This window comes from Bacillus sp. FJAT-42315 (genome assembly GCF_002797375.1).
GTDB lineage: Bacteria > Bacillota > Bacilli > Bacillales > Domibacillaceae > Bacillus_CE.
Genome location: NZ_KZ454941.1, coordinates 1,948,115 through 1,963,907 on the forward strand (window position 1 = coordinate 1,948,115; position 15,793 = coordinate 1,963,907).

Below are 15,793 nucleotides of genomic sequence, written 5' to 3' on the forward strand. Positions count from 1 at the left end.
ACAGAAACGTTGGAGGTTTCTATGAGCGAACCGAAGAAACAAACACATCCACTTCTTTATAAAATAGGGATGGGTCTAATTATGGGTTCTGCTGTTTTTTGGATTTTTCCATTTATTATTCCCTTCCTATCTGTCACAACGACAATGAAAGCCGCGTTGATTACCGGATCACTCATCTGTGCGGAAATCGTTTTTTGGCTAGGGCTGTTGCTCGTTGGAAAAGAGGCGGCGATGAAGTTCAGGTCGTCAAGAAGTGTTCGAAGGTGGAAAAGAAGCAAAGAGTAAAGAGACTGTCTCATATAGAGGCAGTTTTTCTTTTTTGGTAGATTGACTGTAAAGTAACTTCATAGTAATATAATGGTGATATTTGTAATAAACAGGTGAGGGGAGGCGTGGGAAGTGCCTAGTCGACTAGAAAGAAAGAAGCGTAGACGATTGAAAAAGCCTATTCGGAATGTACTCATTGTTTGGTGTGTCTTGATTGTAGGGTTTGTTTTTTATAATTTGACGATCAAACCAGATAAAACATACACAAAAGAAACAGAAAATAAAGAAAAAACTCAAAAGGTAGATGCTCCTAAAAAAGAGCCTGTACAAACAACGATCAAAATTAGTGCCGCAGGGGATTTCACGTTAGGAACGGATGAGAGTTTTACATATGCAGGGTCATTTCCTGATGAAGCACAGAAAAATGGACTGCCTTATTTTGCTGCTGAGCTTGGCGATGTGTTTAAACAAGATGATTTATCTACCGTCAATTTAGAGACAACTTTGACAAATGCGACTGAAAAAGCGGTGAAGAAGTTTCGATTTAAGGGAGATCCTTCGTACGCCCAAATTCTACAATACGCAGGAATTGAATCAGTCAATTTAGCGAATAACCATACATTTGATTACTTGCAAAAGGGATATGATGATACGATCGCTACCTTAAAAAAGAATAAGATTGGTTATTTTGGCTATGAACATACATATGTGACAACGATTAAAGATGTGAAAGTCGGTGTGATCGGCTATGAAGGCTGGGATGACACCGAAGAAACGCGATCGAAAGTGAAGGCTGGGATTGAAGAGGTGAAGAATCAAGGAGCGGAAATAGTTATCGTTCATTTCCACTGGGGAATTGAACGCCAATATGTCCCAACTTCATCACAGCAAACGTTGGCGCGTTTTACGATCGATAGTGGAGCTGATTTAGTCCTTGGCCACCATCCACATGTAGTTCAAGGGATTGAAGAGTACAATGGCAAGTTTATCGTCTACAGCCTCGGTAACTTTATGTTTGGTGGAAATAGAAATCCAAGTGATAAGGACACCTATGTATTCCAACAAACATTCCATTTAACAGACGGTCAATTAACTGATAAAAAGGAAATTAAAGTGGTGCCATTTTCGATTTCTTCTGTTTCTGAGAGAAATAATTATCAGCCTAAATTATTAACTGGAGACGAAGCGGTAAGAGTCAAAAATAAAATTATCGATGTATCGAATCAGATTAAAGGGTCTGATTGGACCAAATATGAAGTGCAATAATCGAAGAAAGACGTTTCGCGACCAGGCTGAAACGTCTTTTTAGCTACATGTTAATCCATAAAAATTTTATCCCGCATGTTTCTCAACTTTCATTAATAGATATGATAGAGCAGCACTTGATCTCATTTGTTGGAGGTGAGAGACATGCGTGTTTCTACGCACAGTTTATTAACTCAGGGAGATATGAATAATGAGAAATTCGTACCACAATGGGTTGTAAATGAATATCAACATTTTCACCAAGTGGTAACGGATCGCACTTTCCCTTGTACATTTGGCTTAACAGCGGAGAAAAAAGGGGAGTTACGCTACTCCTATATTACGCATGATGATTGGTCGAGACTGCCACAAGCGTTAGAGTCATTTATTGAGTTATTTGATCCTGACAAGCCGCTTGTTCGCCATGGCTTTTTCTTATTTGTTGAACCCGAAGAAGAAGAGAGAACGCTCACGTATTACCGCCATTACTTTTGGGCGTTGTTGCAGTATTTACATGAAGTCGATCCAAAGCCGTGGCCAGCCAATTATCCAAAAGATCCTGATCATCCGTTATGGGCCTTTTCTTTTGCTGGAGAGCCATTCTTCGTCTTCGGCAATGCTCCCGCTTATAAGCAAAGAAAAACGAGAGATTTAGGCAACAGCCTTGTGCTGGGGTTTCAGCCAAGACGAATCTTTGACGGTCTAGAAGGAACGTCAATGAATGGGCAATTATCGAGAGAAAAAGTACGAGCCCGCGTAGAAAAATGGGATCAACTCCCGAAACATCCAAACATTAGTCATTACGGTGACCTTAATCATCGGGAGTGGAAGCAATATTTTATTGGAGATGACATCGTCCCGATTACCGGAAAATGTCCGTTTCAACCAAAATAATGATAAAAGGCTTTCCGAAGGGCGATAGTCTGCCAATGGAAAGCCTTTTACTCGTTACTTCATCGCTTTCGTTGCTAGGTCGGTATTGACTAATATCGAATAATCGACTGTTTGTGGAAGTTCACCAGCACTTTTCATCACCGCTTGCAAGTTCTCCCATTCTTCTTCATCTAATAAAGGGTTTGTCGCAAAGCTATTTTGTGATTTATAACGATCGACGACGGTAGCGATCAGCTCTTCAGGCGTATCATCAAAATAAGGAGCAATAATTTTCGCTATTTCTTCCGCTGAATGCGTATCGACAAACAGTTGTCCTTTGTAGATGGCTTTTGTAAAGTGTTCGAGTGTTTCACTATTGTTTTTAATATAGCTTTCTTTTGCCATGAAGGTCGTATATGGAAGTTTTCCTGACTCCTTTCCAAAAGAAGCGACGATATGCCCAATCCCTTCTTTTTCAAAGAGGCTCGCTTGTGGTTCGAATAACTGGACGTAATCCCCTGAACCAGAAGCAAAAGCACTTGGAAGGTTGGCGAAATCAATATTTTGAATGAGATTTAAATCTTTGTGTGGATTAATCCCGTGTTTCTTTAATGTGAATTCTCCCGCCATTTGCGGCATGCCACCTTTTCTTTGCCCTAAAAAAGTACTTCCTTTTAATTGTTCCCACGCAAAAAACTCAGGTTTCTTTCTTGCGACGAGAAAGGTTCCATCGGTTTGTGTGAGTTGAGCAAAGTTAATGACGCGATCTTTCGCTCCTTGGGCTTCTACATAAATCGATGTTTCACTACCAACGAGAGCGATATCAGCACTATTGGATAATAAATTCGTCATCGTTTTGTCGCCGCCCCAAGTTGTTTTTAAATCGACCGTAATTCCTTCTTCTTCAAAAAAGCCTTTTTCAATCGCTACATATTGTGGGGCATAAAAAATCGATCGGGTGACTTCCGCAACGCGAACGGTTTCCATTTTTTCAGACTCTTTTGCAGGGGAGCACCCAATGAAAAAGCCTACAGCCGCTACGACTAAAGCGATCAATAAAAAGGATACCTTCTTCATCCTCATTCCCTCCTTGAAGAACGGATTTTTATCTTTCTATATATATGAAAGGAAGAATCATAAATTGTTTTGTCCACCAAATTCACCTTTTTTTCTTTTTACAATATATTGAATAAATAAGGGAGGGGTTTGGTGTGGTCCTTTTAAAGTTGCAGTCTGTCAGTCAAACGTACTTTTCGAAGCAATCGGCGACAAAGGCATTACAAAATATTCATTTAACTGTAGAAGAAGGAGAGTTCATTTCTTTTCTTGGTCCCAGTGGCTGCGGAAAGACGACGATGTTATCGATCATTTCCGGGCTGTTACCTCCGACAAAAGGCACCGTCGTTTTAAATGGAGAGCTGATTGAGGGACCTCATCCGAAAGTCGGTTATATGCTACAGCAAGACTATTTGTTTCCATGGAAAACGGTGAAGGAAAACATCTTTCTTGGATTAAAATTAAGAGGCATGAAGGAAGAGGAGTATAAGGCATATACGCTAGCGCTATTGAAAGAAGTAGGATTAGATCATGTGATCAATCAATATCCAAGTCAGCTGTCAGGAGGCATGCGGCAGCGTGTGGCATTTGTTCGCACACTCGCTACCGACCCGAAAATCTTATTGTTAGATGAACCATTTTCCGCACTAGATTATAAGACGAAGCTGAAACTTGAAAATCTTGTGTCTAAAATACTGCTTGAACGAAACAAAACAGCTATTCTCGTAACGCATGATATTGGTGAAGCGATCGCGATGAGTGAAAAAATTATTCTTTTTTCTAGAAATCCGGGGCGTATTGAACGGATCTTTCTCGTGCCTGAAGCATTGAGAAATCTTCACCCGTTTGCCGCCAGACAACATCCAGAGTACTCGGTGTTGTTCCAACAAATATGGGAGGAGTTGGAGCGCATTGAACAAAAGGAAAGTAAATAAGTCACATGAAGAATTTCTTCAACAAATCAAAGTAGAAAAACGACGAGTAAGAACGGTCCAGATATTGATGTTTGTGGTGTTTCTCGCTCTTTGGGAAATCTCCTCTAGACAGGAATGGATCAATCCGTTATTGTTCAGTTCGCCTAAACAAATAACTGCTTTATTTATTGAAAAAGTGGGGGATGGCAGTCTGTTTTCTCATGTGGGCATCACGCTCTTTGAAACGATCTGTGGCTTTTTACTAGGCACCTTATTTGGTACATTGCTAGCAGCTTTATTATGGTGGAATTCTTTTCTTTCTAGAGTGTTAGATCCATACTTAGTTATTTTAAATGCGATGCCCAAAATCGCTCTTGGTCCGATCTTAATTGTCACCCTTGGACCGAACTTTAAATCGATTTTGGGGATGGGCGTTTTAATCACCGTCATCATTACAACAATTGTCATTTATTCGGCCTTTAAAAATGTCGAGCCTAACTATGTGAAAGTCATTCAAACATTTGGGGGATCAAAATTTCATTGCTTTAAAGAAGCGGTGTTGCCGGCGAGCTTTCCGACCATTATTTCGACGTTAAAAGTCAATGTCGGGCTTGCGTGGGTAGGGGTGATTGTCGGAGAATTCCTCGTTTCAAAACAAGGACTTGGCTATATGATCATTTACGGCTTCCAAGTCTTTAATTTTACACTTGTTCTTCTCAGCCTTGTCATTATTGCCGCCTTAGCGACCATTATGTACCAGCTTGTCGAGCTATTAGAACGAAAGCTAATCCGAGAGAAATAATATAAAAAAAGACCTAAGTTGTTGTTTTTTATACACTTAGGTCTTTTTTGTATGCTATTGCTCCAATAAGCTTTGCAGAGGAACGGTTTGCTCTTTATCCGGATGATCGAGTGGATAAATTCTTGCGGTTTCATTTTTGGCATCTACATTTTGAATGTAGATTGGTACACCGTTGTATGTGACGTGAATCATTTCTGGTGAAGCAGTAATTTCTTTGGCTCGCTGTGAATTCATGTTTCCTCCTCCTTTTGTATGAACACTTTTTATTATGACCAACAAGAAGAAACTCATGCACCATTGTATATTTCATCAAATAACAAATATAACAAAAATATTACAAAATATGCGAAATCCTAGCAAAGTAAAAAAATAGATGTAAAATAATGAATGTATAAGTCTAGAAAGCTCGTTATTTATTGAGAATGGAGGAAAAGTAGTGAAAAGAAGTTCATTTATTGTCGCTTTAGCATTTTCTTTAATTATTTCTTTGTTTGGAGTAAATGCGTCTGCTCAAGCGGCAGGTTTTACTGATGTGCCAAGCCGAGCCTTAAAGGAAGTTAACTTTTTAGCTGAAGGGGGAATCGCTAAAGGTTCTTCACCAACCGAGTTCGGTACCAACAAAACCGTGAACCGGGTGGAGGCTGCTGTCTTTATCGGACGAGCGCTACAGCTAAATGGAGAAAAACGGTCAACAGACTTTAAAGACGTACATGCTAGTAGCTTTGCTTCTGGGTATATCCAATCTGTTGTAGACAAAGGGATTATCTCAGGGAATGGCAACGGATCGTTTTTACCGAATAAATCTGTTACTCGCGGTGAAATGGCTTTGATGATTACGAAGGCATTTGGTTATTCATTTGATGGTTCCTTACGAGGAGCAGAACAAGCGTTAATGTCTCGTGGGATCGCCAATGGAATGGCGGATGGTACGTTTGGTTCCAATGTGACTCTTAGTCGCGCGGATTTCGCTGTGTTCCTTGCTCGTGCCATTCAACCAGAATTTCGTTTGCACACGTCTGTACAATTCAATGACACGCGTTGGTCTAAAGCGAATGACTTAAACGTTCGCTCCGGCCCGTCAACGGCTTATTCGGTTAAAGGGAAAATTCAAGCTAATGACAAAGTGCTTGCTGCCCATGAAGTGGGTGGCTGGACGTACATCAAATCTGATGATACTGTCGGATTTGTAAGCACGAGTTATTTAAAAGACGGCTCAGCAGATGGAAGTAATAACCCAGACACAGAACAGCCAGATCAAGGGGATGTTGATTCGCGCTTAAAAAATCAAACGATTATTCTTGATCCTGGTCACGGTGGCCATGATCCAGGAGCGATTGGTTTTGGATTAAGAGAGAAAGATGTTGTATTATCAACTAGCTTGAAATTGAATCAATTATTCAAACAAACACCATTTAAAGTGAAAATGACTCGCTCAGATGATCGTTACATTAAAATTAATGATCGCGTATCGTATGCGATTAATAATAAAGGGAATACATTTGTGAGTATTCATGCGAACGCTGCATCTAGTTCTTCGGCGAATGGAACAGAAACGATTTATCATGCGGCGAAAGGGAACCCTTATGTGGCTGATAGTAAGCTGTTAGCATCGAAAATTCAAAACCGTTTAATTGCGGCATTGAAAACAAGAGATCGTGACATTAAGAGTACCGAACAACTAGGAAGAAATTTAGGTGTCTTAACCAACAATAAAATGCCAGCTACTTTAGTTGAATTAGGCTTTATCACAAATAAGAAAGAAAATGATATGTTAAAGTCTGCTCACTGGCAAAACGTTATGGCGAAAGCGATGTACGATGGTGTATTAGATTACTACGCGGCGAAAGGCTATGATGTAAAGGCTCTTTACCAAGTAGGGAAATAAAGTGGTGGAAATTAGTAGCAGAAAGACGATATTGGTCTTTCTGTTTTTTTTGCGTAAAGATATAATAATAGTAAACTAACTTGGAAAGGCTTGAAAAATGAAAAATAGTAACAATTTAGAACGTCAGCTGCATACATTCATCCAAGTATCTAAAAATATCACGAACAATCGCAGTTTAACACAATTAATCCAAGAAATTATTGAAGAGGTCATTGAAGCGATCGACAAAGCAGATGCAGGTTTTTTGCTTTTATGGGATGAAGAAGAACAATTGTTAAACATTGAAGCCGCTGTTAATTTTAAAGAGGAAATGTATTTAAATAATAAGTTGCTTTCGGGTGAGGGCATTAGTGGAACGGTATTTGCGACAGGAAAGAGCTTATTAATTAATGGGGAAAGCAACATTCAAGCGGCGATGTCAAATATGCGAAACAAAACTTTTCAGTACTATTTAAAGTCAACTGTTCATGCATTTATCCCTAAAAGCTGTGTCTCTGTTCCGCTGATTCATCAACAGAAAAAAATTGGTGTGTTAACGATTGATAATTTTCATAATAATGGCTTCTTCTCTCAAGATGATTTGAGCTTCCTTGAAGCGATTGGCAGTCAAATTGCCATTTCGATAGTGAATGCTCGAACGTTTTATGAAAAACAGCTTCGAACAAAGCAGTTAGAAACGACTTTGACCCTTCACAATCAATTAAATGAAGCGGCTCTGAAAGGCAATGGATTAAAATCTCTAGTCGAGCGATTAGCTAAAATTGTACAAAGTCGTATTTACTACTTTGATCCATTGTTCCGAATAGAACTAGCTTACTCTCGTTCGAATGAGGATGTTCCTTTCTTTCAAGAGTGGCTTCGTCATCATAGTGAGGTGCTCAATACTTCCCAACACCTTTTCCCTATTGTCAGCGATGAGCAAAAAAGAGGCTATGCCTTATCGATTCAATCTTCGTTTGGTCCGATTGGATACTTAGTGATCGAGGGTCATACCTCATCTTTAGATATAGTAAAGGAACTTACAATTAAGCATGCCGCTTCTATTATTGCTATTGAGCAAATGAAGTTTCAAGAACATTTTAAATATGAGAAGGAGGAGAAAGGGAAATTACTAGTTGAGTTGCTCCAACAAAATTTAACATCAGATGTCCAATTCTCTTTGAGGAAATTTGGTATTTTAAAAGCGCATTCATATCGTTTTTTAGCTGTTAAAAACAAAAATATTGGGATTGAAGCCGTTCATCATATAGCCGCTTTTGAACAAGTAATGACAGAGCTTTTTTCTAAAGGTTATTATGTTGTTACTTTTCCTCATGATCAAGCGATATTTGTTCTTCTTGGGGCAAAAAATGAAGAAGGAGTAGATCGCCTTGATCAAATTACTTTGTTAGCTGATCGATTGCTCCTTGTTTATCCGAATTCTAAATTATTTATTGGGCGATCCGTTCGCACGTTGCAACATGTATCTATTTCTCATAAAGATGTTGAATTATTAGTTATGGAAGAAGGTTACAAGAGGGAGCAAGCACAAATAAGAACTTTTAAGGAGTTAGGCTTTAAGCGTTATTTAATGACTTTAAATGAAGAGAGCAGAGACTATTTTATAGAAGATATTCTAGGTCCAGTCTTGCCGGATTCAGAGCATGAAGTACAAAATGAGTTATTGAATACTTTGCGTAGTTACTTCGAGAGTCATAAAAATGTTGCTCTCACTGCCGAGCGTTTACATTTGCATCAAAATACGGTGTACTATCGTTTGCAACAATTACAAAATAAATTAAATTGTAGTTTTGATAACTTAAATGACTTAACTAACATCCAAGCTGCACTCTTTCTACTTGAATGGAAAAACATGATCGACAATTCGTAATTGAAAAGCGACCAATCCTAATTAGGATTGGTCGCTTCAATCATTATGTTGTTAAATATTGAACGGTGGCTAAACCTAATGTTTTAGCTGCAATTAGCATCGCTCGCTCATCAATATTAAATTTCGGGTGATGATGAGGGTAGATTTCTTGCCATTGTGGATCACAAGCACCTGTAAAGAAAAACGTTCCTTTTACGTGCTGTAAGTAATAAGCAAAATCTTCTCCTCCCATTAAAGGATCACATACGCGAACTTCTTTTATTTCAACGACATCTTTGGCTATTTCCATTAAAAAGTCCGTCTCTTCTTGATGATTCACGACAGCAGGATACCCGCGTTTATAATGGAAGTCGAAAGTAGCATCCGTTGCCAAACAAGCAGCCTGTAACACTTTTTCAAGTTCTTGTTCAATAAGGCTTCTTGCTTCCTCGTCAAATGTGCGAACGGTTCCTTTTAAATAAGCTGTATCTGCAATCACATTAAAAGGATTTAATGCCTCGAAGTGTCCAATGGATACGACCGCTGGATGTAGAGGATTGACCCGTCGTGACACAATCTGTTGAGCATTCGTGACAAACTGAGAACCGATAACGACAGCATCCTTTGTTAAATGTGGCTCTGATCCATGACCACCTTTTCCTTGGATTGTTACTTCAAATCCATCTGCGGCAGCCATAATCGGTCCACTTTTGACCATGATATTTCCTGTTGGCTCCGTTGCCCATAAATGGGTGCCGAAGATCACATCGACGCCCTCTAAACAGCCGTCCTCGATCATGGAAATCGCTCCACCTGGGGCAACTTCTTCTGCATGTTGATGAATGAACACAATTGTGCCTTCAAGCTCGTCTTTCAATTGGTTAAGTACCTTGGCTAGTACTAATAAAGTAGCGGTGTGACCGTCGTGACCACACGCATGCATGACACCATCCACTTTAGATTTGTAAGGAAGATCATTCGCTTCTTGAATAGCAAGGGCATCAAAATCCGCTCGTAAAGCAACTGTTTTCCCCGGTTTTCCTCCACGAAGGGTCGCAACGACTCCACGGCCGCCTACTTCTGTTCTCACTTCATGACCTAACTGACGATGATACTCAGCGATGTAAGCAGGTGTTTTCACTTCCTGAAAAGATAGTTCTGGATTTTCGTGCAAATAACGGCGAATCGAGACCATTTCATCATATTGTTGTTCTAATAATAAAGTTAATTTTTCCATTATAATCCCTCTTTCATTTATCTATCATTTTTACTTTAAGAAAATTGGGTCTCCTGGTCCTACCGGTAACCCTAACAAGTACCAAGCGGCAAACATGATGATCCAGCCAATGGCAAAGAAAAAAGAGTACGGTAATAAGGCGGAGATTAACGTTCCCATGCCGATCGATTTATCGAACTTTCGTGCAAATGCTAGTAAAATAGCAAAATAAGCTAGCATAGGAGTAATCGGGTTGGTGACAGAATCACCAATTCGGTAAGCCATTTGGGTAAATGCCGGGCTATAACCTAAATACATAAACATCGGCACGAAAATAGGTCCTAATAAAGCCCATTTAGCAGAAGCGCTAGCAATAAGTAGATTAATAAATGCGCAAATAATAATGAAACCGATGATCATAGGTAAACCTGTAAAATTCATCGCTTGTAGAAGCTCTGCGCCTTTAATAGCAATGATTGGCCCCAAGTTACTCCAACTAAAGAAAGCAATCATTTGAGCCGCGACAAAGGCTAGTACGATAAAAGGAGCTAAATCAGCAATTGATTTAAACATTTTTTCAGCGACATCTTTATCACCTTTTAACGTCTTTGCCCCAATGCCATAAGCTAATGCTGGAATAAAGAAGAAGAACAACATAATTGGCACAAGTGATGACATAAACGGTGAATTTAGCAGTGAGCCCGTTTCAGCGTCACGAAGCCATCCGTTTTCTGGAACAACTAAAGCTAATATAAGGCTGATATATACAATAAACGAAATTCCTGCAAACCTTAAACCGCGTTTTTCTACCGAAGTAATTTCTTCAAGCTTTTCTACAGTTCCTGTAAATTTTCCAAACCGAGGTTCTACGAATTTAACAGTTACCCATGTAGCTATAATGACTAAGAAGAAACTAGAGGCAATTAAGAAATAATAGTTCATCGTAGCATTGCCTATATAATTAGGGTCAACCATTTTGGCTGCTTGTTCGGTCAATCCTGCTAGTAAAACGTCAAGGGAGTTGATTAACAAGTTAGCGCTATATCCACCAGCTACAGAAGCGTATGTTACAACTAGTCCAACGATCGGGTTTCTGCCAACGCTCATAAAGATCAAGGCAGCGATCGGAGGAAGAACGATGAATGCAGCATCTACAGCAATATTACCGATCATCCCTGTAAATACAATGACAGGTAAAATAAGAGAAGGAGGAGCACTTAGTACGGTCCTTTTCATTAAGGCCGAAATAAGTCCAGTTGATTCAGCGAGCCCTACCCCAAGCATAATGACAATTACTAAACCTAAAGGTGGGAAAGATGTGAAGTTTCCAACCATGTTAGTTAGTATTTGAATAAGCCCTTCGCGATTTAATAAATTCACCACCTCAATCACTTCACCACTACCAGGTGTAACAGCAGAAACACCTAATTTCGATAAAAAATAAGAAGCAAATAAAATGATGAAAGACATGATAACAAACAATGTAACCGGATCAGGAAGTTTATTGCCTGATCGTTCAATGATATCTAAGAACCTATCAGATAACTTTTTCTTTCCTTCTACTAACGTAACCTCTTGCCTATCTTTTTCTAGAACATTCATTGCATAACCTCCTGTGATGTTTAAATTTTAAGAATTTTTTAAATTATAAGTCTGTATTTTCCTCGATTCTATGGAGATTTATACAAAAATAAAGGTGTTTTTTAGTAATAATACACAATTATATATGTTTTGTACTCAATTTCTTATTCCATGTTTCATTTGATTGTGAATGTGGGTTCGTTGTTAGTTTATTCATTACTAACAATTTGATCAGGAGATTATAATAGTTAGAAGGTTGAAAGAGGAAAAAACATCGTCCGGCGCCTTTTTAGAAAAAGGCGCCGGACGGAAGTATTAAGATTTTGATTTTGACTGAGTTAGCATGGCACTTTGCACTTGGCTGACGGCCGTTTGAGCTTGAGCAATTTCAGTAGCGGCTTGTTTTAGCGCTTCTTGAGCTAATATTTCGTCAGAGGAGGATTTTTCAATTGCTTGTGTCAGTAATTCTTGTGTTAGTGTGACATTCGCTTTCGCTTGCTTCAGTTGATTAATATCGATTTGTGCTTGCTGTTGTGGCATTTGTCATTTCCCCTTTGTGAAAGTAGTCGTCGTACGCTTTTATATTGTCCGTGCGCCTCTATTTTATTAAATCCATTTTGAGGAAATAAGAGAATCATCAATATCATGTGAAAAACGTGATAGAACTAGCTAGAAATAACTTGAATCTCCAATGTTCTTTCTATAAAATTTAGAAAAAAGCAAAATATTATATTTTACTGAAATAATAGGTTGTCAAAGGTAGGTAATCCATATATAATGTCTACTATACAAAAACAAATGTACACTTTAAAAATACACAGAGGTGAGGAATAGTGAAAGACAACGTAAAGGTAGGCTTATTAGGATTAGGTACAGTTGGAACAGGGGTAGTGAAGATGATTCAACATCATCAAGAGCAACTTGTTCACCAAGTAGGATGCCCTGTATCCATTAAAAAAGTATTAGTCAAAAACATCGAGAAATCTCGTGATGTAGAATTAGATCGAACTCTCCTCACAACTGATCCATATGAAGTAATCAATGATTCAGACATCGATGTGATCGTAGAAGTAATGGGTGGAGTGGAAGAAACTCGCCAATATATCATTGATGCGTTAAATGCGAAGAAGCAAGTTGTAACGGCAAACAAAGATTTAATTGCTCTTTACGGTTCTGAATTGCAAAAAGTAGCTGCTGAAAATGGTTGCGACTTATTTTATGAAGCGAGTGTTGCTGGTGGCGTTCCGATTATTAAAGGGTTAGCTGATGGTTTGGCATCAGATAAGATCCAAAAAATTATGGGAATCGTCAACGGGACGACAAACTATATTTTAACGAAAATGACGAAAGATGGGTTAGCGTACGAGACAGCGTTAAAAGATGCTCAAGATTTAGGGTTTGCCGAAGCGGATCCGACATCTGATGTGGAAGGGCTAGATGCTGCACGTAAAATGGCGATTTTAGCTCGCTTAGCTTTCTCGATGAATATTGAGCTTGATGATGTATCAGTGAGCGGTATTTCTAGTGTGTCCAAGGAAGATTTAAAATATGGAAACACACTTGGTTATACAATGAAGCTAATTGGTTACGCTGATCAAGACCAATCTCGCGCAGAAGTTAGTGTACAGCCAACATTTTTATCAAATGATCACCCGCTTGCTTCCGTTAATGATGAGTATAATGCGGTGTATGTATATGGAGAAGCTGTTGGTGAAACGATGTTTTACGGACCGGGTGCCGGAAGCCTTCCGACAGCGACTTCTATTGTAAGTGACGTTGTGGCTGTTGTGAAAAACATGCGTCTTGGTGTGAATGGACATAGTGCGTTGGCACCACAATTTGAAAAACAACTGAAAACATCGAATGAACGCTTTGCCAAGTATTTCATTCGTTTACATGTACGCGATGAAGTCGGTGCTTTTTCAGAATTAACGAAGCTATTCTCTTCTAACTCCATCAGTTTTGAGAAAATTCTTCAATTACCGCTTGAGGAAGAAGGTTTGGCAGAAATTGTGATTGTTACACACAAAGCTTCTATGGAAAACTATCAAAATGTATTAGAGCAAATGAATGATTTAGGTGTAGTACAATCACTTGAGAGCTTTTACAGAGTCGAAGGGAACGGTGCAAAATGATGTGGGAAGGCTTAATTAAAAAATATAAAGAATTTTTACCTGTAACAGAAAACACACCAGCGTTATCTTTAATGGAAGGAAATACACCATTAATTCCGCTAGTGAATATTTCAAAAAAATTAGATGTCAACATTTATGTGAAAACAGAAGGTACGAATCCAACAGGATCTTTTAAAGACCGCGGGATGGTCATGGCAGTTGCGAAAGCGAAAGAAGAAGGTAGCAATACAGTCATTTGTGCCTCAACAGGAAATACATCGGCTGCGGCAGCCGCTTATGCGGCTCGTGCTGGTATGCGTGCGATCATCGTCATTCCTGAAGGGAAAATTGCGATGGGTAAACTCGCTCAAGCGATGATGTATGGAGCGGAGATTGTTTCAATTGAAGGCAACTTTGATGAAGCATTAAAAATGGTGCGTCAAATTAGCGAAAACTCGCCGATTACACTAGTAAACTCTGTGAATCCTTATCGTATTGAAGGACAAAAAACAGCGGCGTTTGAAATTTGCGACCAATTAGGAAAAGCACCTGATATTTTAGCGATCCCAGTTGGAAATGCAGGAAACATTACGGCTTACTGGAAAGGTTTTAAAGAATATCACGAAAAATTTGGCACAGGTCTTCCGAAAATGCACGGGTTTGAAGCAGAAGGAGCAGCGGCGATCGTGAAAGACATGGTCATCGAGCAACCAGAAACAATTGCAACAGCGATTCGTATCGGAAATCCTGCAAGCTGGGATAAAGCGGTGGCAGCGCGCGATGAATCTGGCGGAAAAATCGATTTAGTGACGGATGCGGAAATTTTAGAAGCATTTGAAATGATCACAAAAGAAGAAGGAATCTTCGCAGAGCCTGCTTCTTGTGCATCGATTGCAGGCATCATTAAGCATCGTAAATCTGGTGAAATACCAGCTGGTGCAACAATTGCGGCAGTGTTGACTGGAAACGGCTTAAAGGACCCACAAACAGCGATTGAGCGCATTACGAAAAAACCAGTTGTCCTTCCAAACGATGAAAAAGCTGTGTTTGATTATATTGAAGGAGTGGTTCGTGCATGAGTGTAGCACCTGTAACGATGAAGGTGCCGGCTAGCACGGCTAACTTAGGGCCGGGGTTTGATTCCCTCGGCCTTGCTTTCAATCTTTATTTAACCCTTCATATCACCCCATCAGAGACATGGTCGTTTGAACATCGCTCCGACATATTAGCGGGCCTTCCAAACGACGAAAGCCATTTAGTGTATCAAGTGGCAAAACAAACGGCTGATACATATGGAGCTACTTTACCGCCGCTACATATTGTAATGGAAAGTGAAATCCCGCTCGCTCGCGGGTTAGGAAGTAGTGCCGCAGCGATCGCAGCTGGGATTGAAATTGCTGATCGTTACGCGAACTTGCAGCTATCAAAAGAAGAGAAATTAAAAATCGGCAATCGATTTGAAGGGCATCCAGATAATATCGGTGCCTCTATATTTGGTGGCATGGTGGCAGGTGTATCTTTTAACGAGGAAGCAGAGATCGTTCATCTTCCTGCACCAGAAATGGATCTTGTCGTGATTATCCCTCCGTATGAATTAAAAACAGAGGATGCTCGTCGTGTGCTTCCAGATTCCTTTACAAGAACGCAAGCTGTGGAGGCAAGTGCAGTCGCTAATGTATTGCTGGCGGCCTTATTCGTTAAAAACTACCCATTAGCTGGTCAGATGATGGAAAAAGATCTTTTTCACGAGCCTTATCGGACAGTCCTCATTAAAGAGTTTCCAGATGCTAGAAAATTAGCGGGAGAGGCTGGGGCTTATGCTACGGTGATTAGTGGAGCAGGCCCGACGATTTTAACTTTTGCGCCAGTCGGCAAAGGGGAACAGATCGCTGGCATCTTCGGTCAAGCGTTTCAACATTGCGATATTCAACAATTACAAATCGAAAAGCATGGCGTTCAATACGTGTAAAAAGGAAAAGTCCACAGGGCTT

Annotated in this window: 15 protein-coding genes; 10 read left to right on the top strand and 5 right to left on the bottom strand. The window is 39.7% G+C overall.

Annotated elements, in window-relative coordinates; all coding sequences use genetic code 11:
* Positions 1-21 precede the first annotated feature (21 nt).
* The 3 genes from CEF22_RS09610 (at position 22) to CEF22_RS09620 (ending at position 2,406) form a co-directional block, all read left to right on the top strand.
* Positions 22-285 (top strand): transporter suffix domain-containing protein, encoded by a 264-nt coding sequence (locus tag CEF22_RS09610; protein WP_100402689.1) that lies wholly within the window; start codon positions 22-24, stop codon positions 283-285.
* Positions 286-504: 219 nt separating this feature from the next.
* The gene (locus CEF22_RS09615; protein ID WP_442857404.1) at positions 505-1,533 is read left to right on the top strand and encodes a CapA family protein; all 1,029 of its coding nucleotides are present in this window, start codon (positions 505-507) and stop codon (positions 1,531-1,533) included.
* Between the two features lie 144 nt (positions 1,534-1,677).
* Positions 1,678-2,406: a YqcI/YcgG family protein gene (locus CEF22_RS09620; RefSeq protein WP_100402691.1), complete on the top strand. Its 729-nt coding sequence runs from the start codon at positions 1,678-1,680 to the stop codon at positions 2,404-2,406.
* A 54-nt stretch (positions 2,407-2,460) separates the two neighbouring features.
* On the opposite strand, the gene CEF22_RS09625 is transcribed toward CEF22_RS09620, so the two are convergent.
* A complete protein-coding gene (locus tag CEF22_RS09625) occupies positions 2,461-3,468 on the bottom strand; it encodes an ABC transporter substrate-binding protein (protein WP_100402692.1) in 1,008 nt (335 codons plus the stop codon).
* Positions 3,469-3,596: 128 nt separating this feature from the next.
* Between CEF22_RS09625 and CEF22_RS09630 the strand changes: the two genes are divergently transcribed.
* On the top strand, positions 3,597-4,376 hold the full coding sequence (locus CEF22_RS09630; RefSeq protein WP_100402693.1) for an ABC transporter ATP-binding protein: 780 nt from the start codon (positions 3,597-3,599) through the stop codon (positions 4,374-4,376).
* On the top strand, positions 4,354-5,157 hold the full coding sequence (locus CEF22_RS09635) for an ABC transporter permease (RefSeq protein ID WP_232726094.1): 804 nt from the start codon (positions 4,354-4,356) through the stop codon (positions 5,155-5,157). The genes CEF22_RS09630 and CEF22_RS09635 overlap by 23 nt, the downstream gene beginning before the upstream one ends.
* Before the next feature lie 54 nt (positions 5,158-5,211).
* Here CEF22_RS09635 and CEF22_RS09640 read toward each other — a convergent pair whose 3' ends face one another.
* On the bottom strand, positions 5,212-5,391 hold the full coding sequence (locus CEF22_RS09640; RefSeq protein WP_095477767.1) for a small acid-soluble spore protein H: 180 nt from the start codon (positions 5,389-5,391) through the stop codon (positions 5,212-5,214).
* Positions 5,392-5,593: 202 nt separating this feature from the next.
* Here CEF22_RS09640 and CEF22_RS09645 point away from each other — a divergent pair, with 202 nt between their 5' ends.
* Positions 5,594-7,042, top strand: coding sequence for an N-acetylmuramoyl-L-alanine amidase (locus CEF22_RS09645; RefSeq protein WP_100402694.1), 1,449 nt, complete (start codon positions 5,594-5,596; stop codon positions 7,040-7,042).
* Positions 7,043-7,139: 97 nt separating this feature from the next.
* Positions 7,140-8,912, top strand: coding sequence for a helix-turn-helix domain-containing protein (locus CEF22_RS09650; protein ID WP_100402695.1), 1,773 nt, complete (start codon positions 7,140-7,142; stop codon positions 8,910-8,912).
* Positions 8,913-8,955: 43 nt separating this feature from the next.
* Here CEF22_RS09650 and CEF22_RS09655 read toward each other — a convergent pair whose 3' ends face one another.
* The 3 genes from CEF22_RS09655 to CEF22_RS09665 all read right to left on the bottom strand — a co-directional run bounded on the left by CEF22_RS09655 (position 8,956) and on the right by CEF22_RS09665 (position 12,228).
* Positions 8,956-10,128, bottom strand: a complete 1,173-nt coding sequence (locus CEF22_RS09655) for a M20 family metallopeptidase (RefSeq protein WP_100402696.1) — start codon at positions 10,126-10,128, stop codon at positions 8,956-8,958.
* A 30-nt stretch (positions 10,129-10,158) separates the two neighbouring features.
* Positions 10,159-11,709 (bottom strand): AbgT family transporter, encoded by a 1,551-nt coding sequence (locus CEF22_RS09660; RefSeq protein ID WP_100402697.1) that lies wholly within the window; start codon positions 11,707-11,709, stop codon positions 10,159-10,161.
* 294 nt (positions 11,710-12,003) lie between these two features.
* A complete protein-coding gene (locus CEF22_RS09665) occupies positions 12,004-12,228 on the bottom strand; it encodes a hypothetical protein (protein ID WP_095479241.1) in 225 nt (74 codons plus the stop codon).
* A gap of 293 nt (positions 12,229-12,521) precedes the next feature.
* Between CEF22_RS09665 and CEF22_RS09670 the strand changes: the two genes are divergently transcribed.
* From CEF22_RS09670 to thrB, 3 genes are read left to right on the top strand one after another with little or no spacing between them, the layout of a single operon-like run.
* The gene (locus CEF22_RS09670; RefSeq protein ID WP_100402698.1) at positions 12,522-13,823 is read left to right on the top strand and encodes a homoserine dehydrogenase; all 1,302 of its coding nucleotides are present in this window, start codon (positions 12,522-12,524) and stop codon (positions 13,821-13,823) included.
* Complete coding sequence (gene thrC / locus CEF22_RS09675) at positions 13,823-14,881, top strand: threonine synthase (protein WP_232726194.1); 1,059 nt, start codon at positions 13,823-13,825, stop codon at positions 14,879-14,881. Before CEF22_RS09670 ends, thrC begins: the two co-directional genes overlap by 1 nt.
* A complete protein-coding gene (gene thrB / locus CEF22_RS09680; RefSeq protein WP_100402699.1) occupies positions 14,878-15,771 on the top strand; it encodes a homoserine kinase in 894 nt (297 codons plus the stop codon). The genes thrC and thrB overlap by 4 nt, the downstream gene beginning before the upstream one ends.
* Positions 15,772-15,793: the final 22 nt, after the last annotated feature.

Coding starts and splice junctions, on each gene's coding strand:
- thrC (WP_232726194.1), top strand. CDS start 13,823: ATGTGGGAAGGCTTAATTAAAAAATATAAAGAATTTTTACCTGTAACA.
- CEF22_RS09625 (WP_100402692.1), bottom strand. CDS start 3,468: ATGAGGATGAAGAAGGTATCCTTTTTATTGATCGCTTTAGTCGTAGCG.
- CEF22_RS09665 (WP_095479241.1), bottom strand. CDS start 12,228: ATGCCACAACAGCAAGCACAAATCGATATTAATCAACTGAAGCAAGCG.
- thrB (WP_100402699.1), top strand. CDS start 14,878: ATGAGTGTAGCACCTGTAACGATGAAGGTGCCGGCTAGCACGGCTAAC.
- CEF22_RS09640 (WP_095477767.1), bottom strand. CDS start 5,391: ATGAATTCACAGCGAGCCAAAGAAATTACTGCTTCACCAGAAATGATT.
- CEF22_RS09610 (WP_100402689.1), top strand. CDS start 22: ATGAGCGAACCGAAGAAACAAACACATCCACTTCTTTATAAAATAGGG.
- CEF22_RS09620 (WP_100402691.1), top strand. CDS start 1,678: ATGCGTGTTTCTACGCACAGTTTATTAACTCAGGGAGATATGAATAAT.
- CEF22_RS09650 (WP_100402695.1), top strand. CDS start 7,140: ATGAAAAATAGTAACAATTTAGAACGTCAGCTGCATACATTCATCCAA.
- CEF22_RS09655 (WP_100402696.1), bottom strand. CDS start 10,128: ATGGAAAAATTAACTTTATTATTAGAACAACAATATGATGAAATGGTC.
- CEF22_RS09660 (WP_100402697.1), bottom strand. CDS start 11,709: ATGAATGTTCTAGAAAAAGATAGGCAAGAGGTTACGTTAGTAGAAGGA.